The organism is Pseudofrankia inefficax (assembly GCF_000166135.1).
GTDB classification, from domain to species: Bacteria; Actinomycetota; Actinomycetes; order Frankiales; family Frankiaceae; genus Pseudofrankia; species Pseudofrankia inefficax.
Genome location: NC_014666.1, coordinates 763659 through 779489, shown reverse-complemented (window position 1 = coordinate 779489; position 15831 = coordinate 763659). Strand labels below are relative to the sequence as shown.

11 protein-coding genes are annotated in these 15831 nt (G+C 72.0%); 5 read left to right on the top strand and 6 right to left on the bottom strand.

All coding sequences use genetic code 11. The features are described 5' to 3' along the window. Nucleotides 1-79: 79 nt before the first annotated feature. Nucleotides 80-1111: an acyl-CoA desaturase gene (locus FRAEUI1C_RS03085; protein ID WP_013421820.1), complete on the bottom strand. Its 1032-nt coding sequence runs from the start codon at nt 1109-1111 to the stop codon at nt 80-82. A 1765-nt stretch (nt 1112-2876) separates the two neighbouring features. On the opposite strand from FRAEUI1C_RS03085, the gene glmU reads away from it, so the two are divergent. Beyond that, the gene (gene glmU / locus FRAEUI1C_RS03075; protein WP_013421819.1) at nt 2877-4460 is read left to right on the top strand and encodes a bifunctional UDP-N-acetylglucosamine diphosphorylase/glucosamine-1-phosphate N-acetyltransferase GlmU; all 1584 of its coding nucleotides are present in this window, start codon (nt 2877-2879) and stop codon (nt 4458-4460) included. 113 nt (nt 4461-4573) lie between these two features. Further along, on the top strand, nt 4574-5548 hold the full coding sequence (locus tag FRAEUI1C_RS03070; RefSeq protein ID WP_013421818.1) for a ribose-phosphate diphosphokinase: 975 nt from the start codon (nt 4574-4576) through the stop codon (nt 5546-5548). 8 nt (nt 5549-5556) lie between these two features. Here the strand turns inward: FRAEUI1C_RS03070 and FRAEUI1C_RS03065 are convergent, their stop codons facing one another. Further along, entirely contained in the window at nt 5557-7233 is a 1677-nt protein-coding gene (locus FRAEUI1C_RS03065) for a dolichyl-phosphate-mannose--protein mannosyltransferase (protein ID WP_041260034.1), read from the bottom strand. 100 nt (nt 7234-7333) lie between these two features. Continuing rightward, on the bottom strand, nt 7334-9043 hold the full coding sequence (locus tag FRAEUI1C_RS03060) for a dolichyl-phosphate-mannose--protein mannosyltransferase (protein WP_438270013.1): 1710 nt from the start codon (nt 9041-9043) through the stop codon (nt 7334-7336). 296 nt (nt 9044-9339) lie between these two features. Between FRAEUI1C_RS03060 and rsmI the strand changes: the two genes are divergently transcribed. Continuing rightward, complete coding sequence (rsmI, locus tag FRAEUI1C_RS03055; protein WP_013421815.1) at nt 9340-10452, top strand: 16S rRNA (cytidine(1402)-2'-O)-methyltransferase; 1113 nt, start codon at nt 9340-9342, stop codon at nt 10450-10452. 345 nt (nt 10453-10797) lie between these two features. On the opposite strand, the gene FRAEUI1C_RS03050 is transcribed toward rsmI, so the two are convergent. Together FRAEUI1C_RS03050 and FRAEUI1C_RS03045 are read right to left on the bottom strand one after the other, a co-directional pair. Next, complete coding sequence (locus FRAEUI1C_RS03050; RefSeq protein ID WP_013421814.1) at nt 10798-11826, bottom strand: ribosomal RNA small subunit methyltransferase A; 1029 nt, start codon at nt 11824-11826, stop codon at nt 10798-10800. Between the two features lie 10 nt (nt 11827-11836). Next, a complete protein-coding gene (locus FRAEUI1C_RS03045; protein WP_013421813.1) occupies nt 11837-12679 on the bottom strand; it encodes a TatD family hydrolase in 843 nt (280 codons plus the stop codon). Nucleotides 12680-12902: 223 nt separating this feature from the next. Here FRAEUI1C_RS03045 and FRAEUI1C_RS03040 point away from each other — a divergent pair, with 223 nt between their 5' ends. Then, the gene (locus tag FRAEUI1C_RS03040; RefSeq protein ID WP_013421812.1) at nt 12903-14009 is read left to right on the top strand and encodes an ABC transporter substrate-binding protein; all 1107 of its coding nucleotides are present in this window, start codon (nt 12903-12905) and stop codon (nt 14007-14009) included. A gap of 130 nt (nt 14010-14139) precedes the next feature. Continuing rightward, entirely contained in the window at nt 14140-14754 is a 615-nt protein-coding gene (locus FRAEUI1C_RS03035; protein WP_013421811.1) for a YdcF family protein, read from the top strand. A gap of 25 nt (nt 14755-14779) precedes the next feature. Here the strand turns inward: FRAEUI1C_RS03035 and FRAEUI1C_RS03030 are convergent, their stop codons facing one another. Continuing rightward, nucleotides 14780-15829: a tryptophan--tRNA ligase gene (locus tag FRAEUI1C_RS03030; RefSeq protein WP_013421810.1), complete on the bottom strand. Its 1050-nt coding sequence runs from the start codon at nt 15827-15829 to the stop codon at nt 14780-14782. Nucleotides 15830-15831: the final 2 nt, after the last annotated feature.

The following is a 15831-nucleotide window of genomic DNA, read 5'->3' as shown; positions in this document are numbered from 1 at the left end:
TCTCAGCAGGCGCCGACATACGGGGCAGGCGCCATTCCAGGGTCGGGTTCTTGGCTGAGTCCCGCTGCAGACCTTGGGGTTAGTTAGCAGGGGCCGTCGCGGCGAGTTTGGCCAGGCGGTCGCGGGTGGGAAGGCGCACGTCGCGGACCAGGCCGGTCAGCTCCATCGTCTTGATGATGTAGAAGCTGGAGTCGATCTGCCAGGGCCGCACGCCGTGGCGGGCCGAGGTCGGCTCGGCGTGGTGCAGGTTGTGCCAGGACTCGCCCATCGACGGCAGGCACATCCACCACACGTTGCCGGAGCGGTCACGCGACTTGTACGGGTGCTTGCCGGCGACGTGGCAGATGCTGTTCACCGACCAGGTGGTGTGGTGCAGCAGCGCCACCCGGACCAGGCCGCCCCAGAAGAAGGCCCGCAGCGCGCCCTCGAAGGAGCCGTCCCACAGCCCGCCGATGAGGGCCGGCAACGCCAGGCTGACGAACGCGCAGAAGGCGAACGTCCGGCTGACGAGCACGATGTCCTTGTCGTCCAGCAGGTCCGGCGCGTACTTGCGCTGGTCGGTCTGCTCGACGTCGAAGAGCCAGCCGATGTGTGCGTGCCACAGGCCCTTGGTCAGCGCCCGGGTGCCGGGGCCGTAGCGCCACGGCGAGTGCGGGTCGCCGGCCTGGTCGCTGTGGGCGTGGTGGCGCCGGTGGTCGGCGACCCAGCGGATGACCGGGCCCTCGATCGCCATGTTGCCGAAGACGGCGAGCGCGATCCGGACCGGCCGCGAGGTCTTGAAGCCGCGGTGGGTGAAGTACCGGTGGAACCCGACCGTGACGCCGTGGCCGGTGATGGCGTACATGAACGCGGCGATCACCAGGTCGTGCCAGGTGATCCAGTGGTCCCACAGCAGCGGGACCGCGGCGATCAGCGCCGCGATCGGAACGAGGATGATGCTGGCCAGCACCACCTGCTCGGTCCGGGCCTTGATCATCCAGCGGGGGGCGCTGGTGTGCTCGTTGGAGGGAGCGCTGGCGGCGCCCGCGGCGGGAACCGCGCTCAGGTCCACTCCACCTCGCCGATCCGGCGGGCTGGAATCCGTAGGCTGCACCGTCTCGGTCGTGCTCATCGCGGCATCCTGTCTGTCGCGGCAGGTCCACACATTGGTCCTCTTGGGCTCACGGTAACGGTCGCCGGGGTGCGCCCGTGCGCGTGCCGGCAACCGTCACGCAAACTCTTTCGGTCCTCTTGTGGCCTCTTACTACCCGTCCCCCGCGCCGTTACCGCCCGCCTGGAGATACGAGCTGGTAGTGACGTTGTGTACCCGCCCGAACATCCTGCCAACGGCCCGTATACCGCAAAATCGTTACTTCGGCCACCGATCTGACCAAGGCGCCACACCAGACAACCCGCCTGCGCCACAGCCGCGGAACGGCCGGGACGAACTCGACCCAAACGCGAGGGGACATCCGACAAGGCGCCGGACGATGGCCTACTTGCGGGTAACAGCGCCGTGGCGCTGCTGGCCACAAGCAAGCACCGAGGCACGGGCCGCTTTGCTCAGCATACGAACCACAGCCCCGAAAGGATCCACCGCGGCCCAGGTCGAAAAAAGCCCAGTAGCTACTGGCTAACGCTGATCGAAGCGCGGGGAAGGCCGAGCAACGAGGGCCGCCGACGAGCGTCTACCGACGAGTGGGATTAGGCCCGACGAGCGAATCCCCTGTGCTGGGCACCCACCTCCGGCCCTGGGAACAATCCGAAGCCGCCAGCGCGGCCGACCAGGGGCCGGCAAACCAGGAAGGCCAGCTCCGCCGCCACGACTCGAACGTGGACTAAGAGAACCAAAATCTCCTGTGCTGCCGATTACACTACGGCGGACCGTGAAATCAGAAGAAGTCTACCATCGCCCGATCGAGGGTACAGAATTTACCGCCGCGCACCGGGCCGGCCGCACGGACGTAGCCGCGGCGGCGGCCGATCACATCCGGCCAGACCCGTCGACGGGACCGCCGGGGCGCCCGAGGCGCCCCCCAGGGCGAGGCCCGCCCCCAGCGAGCCCCGCCCACGGACCTCGTTGATCGAGTCGTCACCCATGGCGGCGGGGCAAGATCACCAAAGGCGCCGCATAGACATCCCGCACACGCGACAGAGGTGACGGGGAGCGCGCCATGCCCCCGGACCCCGCCGCACGACGCGGGCGTGCCGGTGGCCCGGCGAGGGTTGGCTGGAGGTCTGCCACACCGCCTCCCGTGGATCTTCAGGTTGGCGGTGGCGCCGATTTCCATACCCGATCGCGGATCTTCGGTGTCGTCCGGACGGCGCATTCGGCAAGATCGCGAGCCCGGTATGGATAAAAGGTGCATATAGGGCGCGACGCGACTATTTCGATACCTGACTGGCGATCACCGCACCCGAGGACGCCTGCGACCGTCGATGATCGCCAGCTTGGTATCGAAACCGGCGTCGCGCCGATCTGCGGGGCGGCTGGGTGGTCTGTCTGGCCTTGATCTCAGTTTTGGCCCTGGCGTGGTCGTAGTAGGGACGTTTCCACAGCCATCCCAGGGCTCAGACCGCGATCATGAAGGGTGCGGTGGCTCGCGTTAGCGGACCGGGTTGGCGGGACTCGGAGCGCGCATCGGGCCGCCCGCGGCCGGGCTCAGCGCGGCCCGGCGAAAAGGGCGACGAGGTCACCGGTCCGGGAGTACCTCGCTAGTAGGGTGTGACGCGTCGGCGGCGGCGCGGCCCCGCGAGGCAGGTGGTGCCGGTGGGCGGCCGTGGCCCCTCGCGCCCGCCATGGACGCTTTGACCGTCACTCCTTGGTTGACCTGTCGCGCTGGTTGACCGTCGCGGAGCCGGGGTCGTCCCCGGCGCGGATCTCTACGGGAGCGCTCGTGACCCAGGCACGTCTGTCGGCCGCCATCGTCCTTGCCGCGGGCGCCGGGACGCGGATGCGGTCCGCTACGCCGAAGGTGCTGCACCGCGTCGCCGGGCGGACACTTCTTGATCATGTGCTCGCCGCGGCGGCGCCGCTCGGTGCTCCGCACAGCGTCGTGGTCGTCGGACACGGCCGGGAGGCGGTGGCCGCCTCCGTGGAGGGGCGTCCGGGGCTGCGCACGGTCGTACAGGACCGGCAGGCCGGCACCGGGCACGCGGTGCGGGTGGCGTTGGGGGTGCTGGATGGGTTGCGCCCCGCCGACCTGGTGGCGGTGCTGCCCGGGGATACCCCCCTGCTGACGTCGGCGACGCTGGCGGCGCTGCTGCGGCTGCACGCGGAGAGCGGGGCGGCGGCGAGCGTGCTGACCGCGCTGGTGGACGACCCGACCGGCTACGGCCGGATCGTCCGCGCGCAGGCGACGGTCGCCCGGCCCCGCGCCCAGACCGACGCCCCGGTGAGCGAGGCACAGGCCACGCCCGGCCAAAGCCAGGACCAGGCCACCGCGAGCCGGGCCACCGCGAGCGGCTCGGTCCGGGCCGTCGTCGAGCAGCGGGACGCCGACCCGGCGACCGCGGCGATCCGCGAGATCAACGCGGGCGTCTACGTGTTCACCGTCGGCGCGCTGCGTTCGGCGCTGGGCCGGTTGACGACGGACAACGCGCAGGGCGAGGAGTACCTCACCGACGTGATCGGCCTGCTCGTCACCGACGGGGAGACGGTCTCGGCGCACGTCGCGCCGGACGCCGCCGAGACCGCCGGGGTGAACGACCGGGTGCAGCTGGCCGCGGCGGGGGCCGCGCTGCGGGACCGGCTCGCGCGGGCCGCGATGCTCGCGGGCACCACGATCGTCGACCCGGCGACGACCTGGATCGACGCCGACGTGACCTTCGAGCCGGACAGCACGGTGCTGCCGAACACCCACCTGCGCGGCGCGACCCATCTCGCGGCGGGAAGCGTCGTCGGCCCGGACACCACGTTGACCGACACGACCGTCGAGGCGGACGCCTTCGTGGAACGCAGCACGGTCACCCGGTCGTGGATCGGGCCGGGCGCCGGCGTCGGGCCCTACGCCCACCTGCGGCCGGGAACCCGGCTGGGCGCGAACGGCAGGATCGGCGCCTACGTGGAGACGAAGGCGGCCGAGATCGGCGCCGGGACGAAGGTGCCGCACCTGGCCTACGTCGGCGACGCCACCATCGGAGAGCGGTCGAACATCGGCTGCAGCACGGTTTTCGCGAACTACGACGGGGTGCACAAGCACCGGACCGTGATCGGCTCGGACGTCAAGATCGGCAGCGACACGGTGCTGGTCGCGCCCGTCGTCGTCGGTGACGGCGCGTACACCGGTGCCGGCGCCATCATCAAGCAGGACCTCCCGCCGGGCGCCCTCGGCATCACCGAGGGCCGTCAGCGCACCATCGAAGGCTGGGTCGAACGCTCCCGGCCAGGCACGGCGGCCGCCCTCGCTGCCCGCCGGGCGCAGGAGACGTCGGCGACAAAAGAGGCACCCGCGGCCACCGAGCCGCTAACCATGAACTAGGGCACATCACTCGTCTACGGTCCTGGATCGCTGGCTTACCGCCGCGGTCCACGGAAACCTAGATGGCTGGTCGTGGCCTACATGGGCCGGAGGACACGTCAAGGAGTAACGCGGTGGGCTACCAGACGGAGAACCGGCGCAACCTGATGCTCTTCACGGGCCGAGCCCACCCGGAGCTCGCGGCCGAGGTGGCCTCGACCCTGGGTGTACGCACGGTGCCGACCAGCGCCTACGACTTCGCGAACGGGGAGATCTTCGTTCGGTTCCAGGAGTCGGTGCGCGGCTGCGACGCGTTCGTGTTGCAGGCGCACTCGGCCCCGGTGAACACCTGGCTGATGGAACAGCTGATCATGGTCGACGCGCTGAAGCGCGCGTCGGCCAAGCGGATCACCGTGGTGGCGCCGTTCTACCCGTACGCGCGGCAGGACAAGAAGCACCGCGGCCGGGAGCCGATCTCCGCCCGACTGATCGCCGACCTGTTCAAGACCGCCGGAGCGGACCGGCTGATGTCCGTCGACCTGCACACCGCGCAGATCCAGGGCTTCTTCGACGGCCCGGTCGACCACCTGTTCGCGCTGCCGCTGCTCGCCGACTACATCGAGCGCAAGGTCGACGCCACCGAGGTCACCATCGTCGCGCCCGACTCGGGCCGGGTCCGGGTCGCGGAGCGCTGGACCGACCGGCTGAGCTGCCCGCTGGCGATCATCCACAAGCGCCGGGACAAGGACGTCCCGAACCAGGTCAAGATGTTCGAGGTCGTCGGCCAGGTCGCCGGGCGGACCTGCGTCATCGTCGACGACATGATCGACACCGCCGGCACGATCACCAAGGCGGCCGAGGCGCTGAAGGCCAACGGCGCCGCGACGGTGATCGCGGCGGCGACCCACGGCGTACTGTCCGGCCCGGCCATCGACCGGCTGAAGAACTCCCCCATCAGCGAGGTCGTGCTGACCAACACGCTGCCGCTGCCGGCCGACGCCCAGATCGACAAGATCACCGAGCTGTCGATCGCCCCGCTGCTGGCCGCCGCCATCCGCGAGGTCTTCGAGGACGGCTCCGTCACCAGCCTCTTCGGCGGCGACGCCTAACCGCTGGTTCAGACCCAGCCGGGGAACCACATGCGGGCGCGCCAGCCGGAGAGCGGGATCATCTGGTCGGAGAGGATCGGGTAGAAGTACGCGAACAGCAGGACCGTGGCGATCAGGTAGATGCCGACGGTCAGCGCGCCCACGAGCCTCCTGCCGTCGCTGGCGTCCCTCGGACCGAGCGCGAGGCCCGCCATCGCGGTGGTGCCGAGGACCAGGAACGGCAGCAGGGGCAGCGCGTAGAAGAAGAACATCGTCCGGCTCGGGAACAGCTCCCACGGCAGGAACGACGTGCCAAAGCTGACGACGACCAGCGCCGCTCGCCAGTCTCGGCGCCACGCCCACAGCACGATCATCCCGACCAGGCAGGCGGTCCCGACCCACCAGACGGCCGGGTTGCCGATCGCCAGGATCTCCTGCGAGCAGCCGTCGGCGGCGTGGCAGACCATCCCGCCGATCTGCGACTTCTGCCCGGTCGACGTCCCGACGTAGTCATACGGCACTGGCCGGCCGAGGATCAGCCAGCTGAACGGCGCCGACTTGGCCGGGTGCGGGGCGTCCAGATGCTCGTGGAACTGCAGGATCGCTCGCTGGTAGGCCCACCAGCCCCGCCACATCGCGGTGAAGCCGTTGCCGTACTGATGGCGGTCGTAGCCGCCATTGGTGACGAACCAGCCGGTCCAGGTCGCCAGGAAGGTCGCGATCGGCAGCGGCACGTAGCAGCCGAACCAGGCCGGCAGGTCCCGGCGCAGCGCACCGCGGATCGGCGCCTTCGCGCCGGCCGTCCGCCTGGCGCCGACGTCCCACGCGATCGCCAGCGCGGCGAACCCGACCAGCGTGTACAGGCCGCTCCACTTCACGCCCATCGACGCGCCCAGGAAGAACCCTGCCGCCAGCCGCCACGGCCGCAGCCCCAGCCGCGGACCGAACCGCAGGTCCCGGGCCAGCGCACGGTCGAGGGTCCGGCCCTCGGCGGCCACCGAGGCCGCGACCAGGTCCGGCCCCAGACCCAGCGCCGCCACCCGATCAGCCAGCCGCGCCCGGCCCTGATCCCGATCCAGCACCAGACACGCCAACGCGAGCACGAGCAACGACATCAAGAAGATGTCCAGAATCCCGATCCGGCTCTGGACGAACTCCAACCCATCGAAACCAAACGCGATCCCCGCGAAGCAACCCAACAACGTCGACCGGAACATCCGCCGCGCCACCCGGATGAGCACCAGGACGGCCAGCGTGCCGAAGAAGGCGGACGCGAACCGCCAGCCCAGGTAGGGATCGCCGTGGACCCGGCCGGTGCAGTCGATGTAGCCGAACAGCTTCTCCGACCCGGCCATGAACCACTTGCCCAGCGGCGGATGCACCACATACCCGGCCGACGCGGGGTCGCAGCCGGTCTTGGAGCCCCAGTCCCGGGTGTCGACCTCATAGCCGTGGGTCAGCAGGCCCCAGGAATCCCGGGTGTAGTAGACCTCGTCAAAGTAAATCCGCTTGGGCTCGGTGATCCGCCACAGCCGCAGCACACCGGAGACCAACGTGATCGCCAGCGCGGACAGCCAGCCGACCAGCCGGTCGGTCGGCATCGGCGGGCACAGCCGGTCCCGTAACGCGGACACGGCCGCGCCGGGCTGGGTCCGCGTCCCCGGCGAGACGTCTTCGACCGGGGTCGGCTGGACCGTCGTCGCCATCGTCACGGCGATAGCCTAATGGGGCTGCACCGATCGCCTCTGTGCTGGATTGGTGTCCGCCGCTGCCGCGCCTGGTTGGCCGGTGTCGCGCCGCCGCGCGTCAGCGGGAGACGACCCAGCCTGGGAACCACATGCGGGCGCGCCAGCCGGACAGCGAGATCATCTGGTCGGTCATGATCGGGTAGAAGTACGCGAACAGCAGGACGACCGTGATCAGGTAGACCCCGAGCGCGAGCGCGCCGAACAGGCGCCTGGTATCGGAGGCCTCCCGCGGGCCGATGGCCAGGCCCGCGGTCGCCGTGATGCCGAGGACCAGGAACGGCAGCAGGGGCAGCGCGTAGAAGAGGAACATCGTCCGGCTCGGGAACAGCTCCCACGGCAGGAACGACGCGCCAAAGCTGACGACGACCAGGGCCGCTCGCCAGTCCCGCCGGCACACCCAGAGCCCGATCATCACCAGCAGGCAGGCGGTCCCGACCCACCAGACGGCCGGGTTGCCGATCGCCAGGATCTCCTGCGAGCAGCTGTCCGCGGCGTGGCAGGTCTGCCCGCCGTACTGCGTCTTCTGGCCGTAGCCGGTGCCGATGTAGTCGTACGGAACCGCCCGGCCGAGCACCAGCCAGCTGAACGGCGCCGACTTGGCTGGATGCGGGGCGTCCAGATGCTCGTGATAGTTCAGGATCGCCCGTTGGTAGGCCCACCAGCCCCGCCACATCGCGGTGAAGCCGTTGCCGTACAGATGACGGTCATAGCCACCGTCCGTCGCGAACCAGCCGGTCCACGTCGCCAGGAAGGTCGCGATCGGCAGCGGCACGTAGCAGCCGAACCAGGCCGACAGGTCCCGGCGCAGCGCACCGCGGATCGGCGCCTTCGCCCCGGCCGTCCGACGAGCGCCCACATCCCACGCGATCGCCAGGGCCGCGAACCCGACCAGCGTGTACAGGCCGCTCCACTTCACGCCCATCGACGCGCCCAGGAAGAGCCCTGCCGCCAGCCGCCACGGGCGAAATCCCAGCCCCGGCCCGTACCGCAGGTCCCGCGCGAGGGCGGGCGCCACCCGGGTGCCCGAGTTCTCCGCGGCCACCGCGCCCGCGACCAGGTCCGGCCCCAGACCCAGCGCCGCCACCCGATCAGCCAGCCGCGCCCGGCCCTGATCCCGATCCAGCACCAGACACGCCAACGCGAGCACGAGCAACGACATCAAGAAGATGTCCAGAATCCCGATCCGGCTCTGGACGAACTCCAACCCATCGAAACCAAACGCGATCCCCGCGAAGCAACCCAACAACGTCGACCGGAACATCCGCCGCGCCACCCGGATGAGCAGCAGGACAGCGACCGTCCCGGCGAACGCCGACGCGACCCGGAAGCCGAGCCAGGGATTGCCGTGGGCCTGGCCGGTGCAGTCGATGTAGCCGAACAGCTTCTCCGACGCGGCCATGAACCACTTGCCCAGCGGCGGATGCACCACATACCCGGGGCCGATGCAGCCGGTCCCCGCCTTGCCACCCCATCCCTGGGTGTTGACCTCGTAGCCCTTGGTCAGCAGGCCCCAGGAGTCGCGGGTGTAGTAGACCTCGTCAAAGTAGATCTTCTTGGGCTCGCTGATCCGCCAAAATCGGAGGAAACCGGCGATGACCGTGATCACCCCGGCGGAAAGCCAGCCGAGGACCCGATCGGTCGGCATCGGCGGGCACAGCCGATCCCGCAGCGGCGACGAGGGTGCCGACCCGTCCGGTGGGGTTCCCGTCGCGGAAGCGCCCGGACCGTCGTCCCCGTGGGTCAGGCGGGCCGTCGTCGTCACCGTCACGCAGACAGGGTAGGACGGACGTCTGTCAGCCCCCGGAGTCGCTCCCCGATCTGGGGCGCCAAACGCATGACGCTCGACGCGACGGGCGACGGGCGACGGGCGACGGGCGACGGACGGCGGACGGCGGACGGCGGACGGCGGCCCACAGTGACACCGCTGGCTCCCGCGGCGACCGGGGCGGGGGCTCTGCCTAGGCTTGGCCTCCAGCGGTCAGGACGTGTGAGGTCCGCGCGGCGGACGGGCGCCAACCCCGGGGCGGCGGGCGTCGCGTCAACGTGGAGCGGGAGCGAGCTGGGATGACCGGGGTGCTGATCGTGTGCGGGGCGCCGATCGGCGAGCCGCGGGACGCGAGCCCGCGGCTCGCCGAGGTGCTGGCAACCGCGGATGTCGTCGCCGCCGAGGACACCCGGCGGGTGCGCCGGCTGGCGCACGCCCTCGGCGTGACCATCGGTGGGCGCGTGACGTCCTGCTACGACGCCGTCGAGGGGGCGCGGGCCGCGACGCTGACCGAGTACCTGCTCGCGGGCCAGACGGTCGCGCTGATCACCGACGCCGGGATGCCGGCCGTCTCCGACCCCGGGTTCCGCGTGGTCGCCGCCGCTGCCGCCGCCGGCGTACCGGTCACGGTGGTGCCAGGGCCGTCCGCGGTGACGGCGGCCTTGGCGGTCAGCGGGCTGCCCAGCGACCGCTTCACGTTCGAGGGCTTCCTGCCTCGCCGCGGCGGGGAACGCCGCGGCAGGCTGCGCGAGCTCGCGGCCGAGCGGCGCACGATGGTCTTCCTGGAGGCCCCGCACCGGCTGGCGTCGAGCCTGACCGACCTGGCCGCCGTCTTCGGCACCGAGCGCGCCGCCGTCGCCTGCCGCGAGTTGACCAAGACCTGGGAGGAGGTCGTCCGAGGGGACCTCGGCCGGCTCGTCGCCTGGGCCACCGACGGCCGCGAGATCCGCGGCGAGTTCACCCTCGTCGTCGCGGGCGCCGCCGTCGGCCCGCGCAGGCTCGGTTTCGCCGACCTGGCCACCAGCGCGGACAGGGCGGATGCCAGCGCGGCCCGCGCCCCCGTCGCCGCCGGGCGCGCCGCCACCGGCGGCTCGGAGCCGGCGGTCGACGGCTCACCCGACGGTTCCGGGGCCGCCGGCCCGGCCGAGGCGGCGGACCCCCTGCCGGAAGGCGCAGACGAGACGTCAGCGGTCGGGCAGGAGCCGATCCTCGGTGACCTTCGGCCTCCTGGCCCCCCGACCGCCGCCGAACTCGCCGCGGCGGTGGCCCACCACGAGGCCGCCGGGCTCTCCCGGGCCGAGGCCCGCCGCGCGGTCATGGACCGCTTCGGCGTCAGCCGCGCGGCCGTCTACGAGGCTCTGGTCGTCAACCGCGCGGGCGACGAGGCGAGCCGGCGCTCTCCCGGCCGCTGACCAGCACTCGGCCCGGTCCGTCGACCACACGGCGTTGCGGGAGCTTTACCCAGCCGCCAGCCCTCTGGCGGCCAGCGCCATATCTGGCAACGTTCGCCTCGTCCCGAGGCCGGCAAGATCGCCGTCTTCGCCCTCGTATGGCTGTAACCGCAGCGGTTTTGTGACCACGTGAGGGCTGAAACGGCGATCAAGTCGGCGGGAGGACCTGGCCGGACCAGGCATAGGCGCCCTTTATCCATACCCGGCTAGCGATCATGACCGATCAGGCGCCTGAGATCGACCGAAGATGGCCAGTTGGGTATGGGATTCGGGGCGGCGGCCTGGCCTGAAGATCAGGAATGCGGCTCAGGGCGGGTTCGGCGTGGTCGCGGCCTCGGCGCGGGCGGCGGCCAGCCGGCAGTAGGCGGCGATGTCGAGGGTCTCGCCGCGGGCACCGGGATCGACGCCGGCGGCGCGGGTCAGCCGGTCGACGGCGGCGGGCGAACCGGCCCAGCCGGCGAGCGCGGTGCGCAGGGTCTTGCGGCGCTGGGCGAAGGCGGCGTCGATCGCCGCGAAGACGTCAGCGCGCAGCTCCGACGGTGCCGGGGCTGGCCGGCGGGTGAAGGCGACCAGGCCGGAGTCGACGTTCGGCACCGGCCAGAACACCGACCTCGGCACCGCCCCGGCCGAGCGCGACCCGGCGTACCACGCGAGCTTGACGCTCGGCACCCCGTAGACCCGCCCGCCGGGTGGGGAGGTCAGCCGGTCGGCGACCTCGGCCTGGACCATCACCAGGCCACGCTCCAGCGACGGAAACCGTTCCAGCAGCCCGAGCAACAGCGGAACGGCGATGTTGTAAGGCAGATTGGCGGCCAGCACCGTCGGAGCCCCAGCCGCGCCGCCAGGGCTGCCCGCGCCCGCACCGCTGGCAGGGCCGGCGACGCCGGACGCGCTGGCAGGGCCGGCGGCGCCGATGGGTTGGTCGGGCTCACCGGGCAGGTCGGCGGGGACGAGACGCAGCGCGTCCCTGGTCAGCACGGTCAGCCGTCCCGCCGTCGCCGGGTCCAGCCGGGCGGCGGCGGTCGCCGGCAGGGCGGCGGCCAGAGCCGGGTCGACCTCGACGGCGAGCACCCGGCGCGCGGCCCCGAGCAGGCCGAGCGTGAGCGAGCCGATCCCCGGGCCCACCTCCAGGACGACGTCGTCCGGCCCGATGCCGGCCAGCCGTACCAGCCGGCGGACCGTGTTCGGGTCAACCAGGAAGTTCTGCCCGCGCCGCTTCGTCGGTCGCAGGTCCAGGGCGGCCGCGATCGCCCGGATGTCGGCCGCCGACAGCAGCCCGTCCCCGGGCCCGGCCGTCAGCGCGGTGCCCCGCGGTCTGGCTCCAGCCTCTGCCACGTCGGCCGGTCTACCAGGGCCCGAAGACGCGCTCGGCGGTCGCGGCCACGGTCGCGGCCAGCTCGTCGACAGCCTCGCCACGCACCTCGGCGATGGCGCGCAGCGTCAGCGGCACCAGGTAGGGGCCGTTCGGCCGGCCTCGGAACGGCATCGGGGTCAGGAACGGCGCGTCGGTCTCGACCAGCAGGAGCTCGCGCGGGGCCACGGCCGCGGCCTCGCGCAGCTGCTCGGCGTTCTTGAAGGTGACGTTGCCGGCGAACGACATCACGTAGCCGGCCGCCGCGCAGGCCTTCGCCAGCTCGGCGTCGCCGGAGAACGCGTGGAAGACGACCGTCGCCGGCGCGCCCTCCTCGGCCAGGATGCGCAGCGTGTCGTCGTGCGCCTCCCGGTCGTGGATCATCAACGGCCGGCCGGTCTCCTTCGCGATCGCGATGTGGCGACGGAAGCTCGCCTGCTGGGCCGCGTGCTGCTCCGGCGGGGTGCGGAAGTAGTCGAGCCCGGTCTCCCCGACCGCCCGGACCTCGGGCCGCCGGGCGAGGGCGGTCAGCTCGGTGAAGGTCGCCTCGTCGACCCCGCGGGCCGCCTCGTTGGGATGGATCGCGACCGCGGCGTAGACGTCCGCGAGCTCGGCGGCGACCTCGGCCTGCCACCGGCTCGTCGCCAGGTCCACGCCGACCGTCACCATCCGCCGGATGCCGACCGCCCGCGCCGCGGCGACCGCGTCGGCCGGGGCGGCGTCCATCAGGTCGAGATGGCAGTGGCTGTCGATGATCTCGATGTCCAGCGGCTCCGGCGGTGGCGGCGGATCCCCCTTGCGGCCGGTGTCCTTCGCCCGCGCGTTCGCGCCACTCACGTCGTCACCTCTGCCACCTGATCACCTCGTCCAAGGCCAGAGCACCTGCCTTCACAGGCCTGTGGAGGCCCGGGATACCCTTCGGACGGACGGCTGTTCGCGCGCCTCGTAGATCCTATGGGTCGTGAGTGGCGGTCCTCGTGTGGCCAGATCCTCGGGATCTGGCCGCCCTGCCACCATCGGGGATGCCACTTTCCATGGGTCGCTTGCTACACGGATGCCGATGACCGCTCTGACCGTCGCACTTGTCACGCCTCTCACCGGTCCCGACGCGGCGCAGGGCCTGGCCAGCCTGCGCGGCCTGACACTGTGGGCGCGGGACGAGCACGTGCCCCTGCCCTGGACCGACATCAGCGTGACGGCCTACGACGCGTACCCGGATCCCGCCGCGGCCATGCGCACCGCCGCGGCCGGGCGGCCGGCGGCCATCCTCGGCCCGTTCGGCCGGCGCGCGGCGCTGGCCGCCGTCGCCGCGACCGACAGAGTCGTGTTCAACGTCGGCGCGCCGATCACCCGGTTCATGCGGCAGACGTACCCCAAGGTCATCAACGTGGCCGCGCCCTCGTCGACGTGGCCGCGCCAGGTGCTCGCGCTGGTCCGGTCCGCGGACCGGACCGCGCGCAAGGCGGCCGTGCTGCTCGCGGCCGGCGACTTCGCGGTCGAGACCACGGCAAGCATCAAGGCGGCGGGCCGCTCGCTCGGCTTCGACGTCACGACCAGCACGTTCGGCCCCGGCCAGGCGGCTCTCGCGGCCAGCCGGCTGCCGTCGGCCGACGTGCTGATCGTGCACGCCGGCCCCGACGACGAGCTGACGGCCGCCAGCGCCCTGCTGCGCCGGCCCTGGCGGGCCGCGGCGTTCTCCACCGCCGTCAGCACCCAGGTCGCCACGAGCTTCGGCGACGCCAGTGACGGCCTGCTCGCCCCGGGCAGCTGGCTGCCGGACAGCAAGGCCGAGACCGCCACCGGGCCGACGGCCTGGCAGTTCACCGGCGAGTTCCACGCGCTGCACGGCACCCCGCCCACGGCGACCGCCGCCTGGACCTACGTGTCCGGGCTCATCCTGGGCGCGTGCATCCGCCGGGCCGGCACGGTCGACGACTCGGCGGTACTCGCCGCCGCCCGGGGCATGGACACCACGACGCTGCTCGGCCGGTTCCGCCTCGACGAGACGACGGGCCTGCAGGTCGGTCACCAGATCCCGATCGTGCAGTGGCAGTCCGGCGCCTCCTGGACTGTCTGGCCCCGCGAGGGTGCCCGCGCCCGGTTCGCCCACCCGCGCTGGCAGGCCCGCACCGCCAACCCCGGCTTCACCCCGCGCACCTACCACTGACCCGGCTCGCGCCCCCGGTCCCGTCCTGACCACCGGGAGACCGCCGGGGCTCGCCGAGACCGCGCCACACCGGGCGACCATGGGGCCGAGCGGTTGTACTTGGTGCGAGCAGGAGAGCTGGGAGGTGGCGATGCCGGCCGGACCGACCGCGGCGCTGCCTGGCGTCCGGGAGGCGCCGACACCCGTCGCCCCGGGGACGCCCCCCGGCCCGGCGCCACGCGGGCTGCGGCGGCGCCGGCTGCTGCGCAGCACGGCCGGGCTGCTCATCGTCGGCTTCCTGCTGACGACCGCGAAGCTGTACGTGTTCCCGAAACGGGACGCTCCGGTGCCCGTCGACGCGATCGTGATGTTCGCCGGCAGCGCCGGGCGGCTCGACCTGGCGGTGACCCTGGCCCGCAACGGCTACGCCCCGGTGCTGGCCGTCTCCCAGCCGACGCCGTCCGATCCCTGCCCGCCGGACACCATCCCCGGTGTCGAGGTCCTCTGCTTCCATCCGAAGCCGCTGACCACCCAGGGCGAGGCTCGCTGGACGGGCGCGACCGCCCGGGCCCGAGGCTGGCGGTCGATCATCGTGATCACCTCCACGCCCCAGGACACCCGCGCCCGGCTGCGGCTGAGCCGCTGCTACGACGGCAGCGTGCGGGTAATGGGCGTCGACCCTCCGAACCGCCCGACCTGGGCCTACATGGTCGCCTACGAGTGGGCCGCCACCCTGAAGGCCCTGACGCTCCAGCGCTCCTGCTGACCGGCCCGCCCTCGCGGGCCGAGGTTCACAGAGCGTCGATGCCGATGGCGCGGCGGACGCCGGCGAGCACGGGCCGGGCGCGGTCGCGGGCCTGCTCGGCGCCGTCGGCGAGGATGGTGTCGAGCTCACTGCCGGGAACCATGAGCTCCTCGTAGCGCTCGCGCAGCGGGGTGAGCCGCGTGTTGATCGCCTCGAACAGGGCGTTCTTCAGCTCACCCCACCCGGTTCCGCCCGCTTCGAGCCGGCGCCGCATGTCGGCGACGTCCCCGGGCGTGGCGAAGTTCTCGTACAGCTGGAAGGCGGCCGAGGTGTCCGGGGCCTTCGGCTCCTCCACCGGGGTGCTGTCGCTCTTGATCGATCGGACCAGCTTGCGAAGCCGGGCCTCCGGGGCGAACAGCGGGATGGTGTTGCCGTAGGACTTGCTCATCTTGCGGCCGTCGAGGCCGGGCAGCACCCGCCCGGTGTCGCCGGGCGGCGTGACCGCCTCCGGGATCTTCAGCGCGTAGACGTCGCCGAACAGGTGGTTGAACGACCCGGCGACGTCGGCCGCGATCTCCAGGTGCTGGACCTGGTCCTGTCCGACCGGCACCACGTCGGCGTTCATGATCAGAATGTCGACGGCCATCAGCACCGGGTAGTTGAACAGGCCCATGTTGATGCCGGCGTCCAGGTCGGCGATGCCGGCCTCGGCGTTGCGGTCCCGGGCGGCCTTGTAGGCGTGGGCCCGGTTCATCAGGCCCTTGCCGGTGACGCAGGACAGCACCCAGGTCAGCTCGAAGATCTCCGGTACGTCCGACTGCCGGTAGAAGATCGTCTGCTTCGGGTCCAGGCCGAGGGCGACCCAGGTCGCTCCCACCGACCGGGTCCAGCCCGCCAGCGAGGCCCGGTCCCGGACCGAGGTCAGCGCGTGGTAGTCGGCGATGAAGTAGATCGACTCGTAGGACGAGGCCATCTCCAGTGCCGGGCGGATCGCCCCGATGTAGTTGCCCAGATGCGGCTCGCCGGTCGGCTTGATCCCGGTGAGCGAGACCTTCTGCCCCTGGCGTGCGCCGTCGCGCGCGTCCTCGTGTGCCACGG

Bases quoted from the DNA above. Each gene is read 5' to 3' on its own strand.
- rsmI (WP_013421815.1), top strand. From the start codon at position 9,340: ATGACCGGGGTGCTGATCGTGTGCGGGGCGCCGATCGGCGAGCCGCGG.
- FRAEUI1C_RS03085 (WP_013421820.1), bottom strand. From the start codon at position 1,111: ATGAGCACGACCGAGACGGTGCAGCCTACGGATTCCAGCCCGCCGGAT.
- FRAEUI1C_RS03035 (WP_013421811.1), top strand. From the start codon at position 14,140: ATGCCGGCCGGACCGACCGCGGCGCTGCCTGGCGTCCGGGAGGCGCCG.
- FRAEUI1C_RS03065 (WP_041260034.1), bottom strand. From the start codon at position 7,233: ATGGCGACGACGGTCCAGCCGACCCCGGTCGAAGACGTCTCGCCGGGG.
- FRAEUI1C_RS03040 (WP_013421812.1), top strand. From the start codon at position 12,903: ATGACCGCTCTGACCGTCGCACTTGTCACGCCTCTCACCGGTCCCGAC.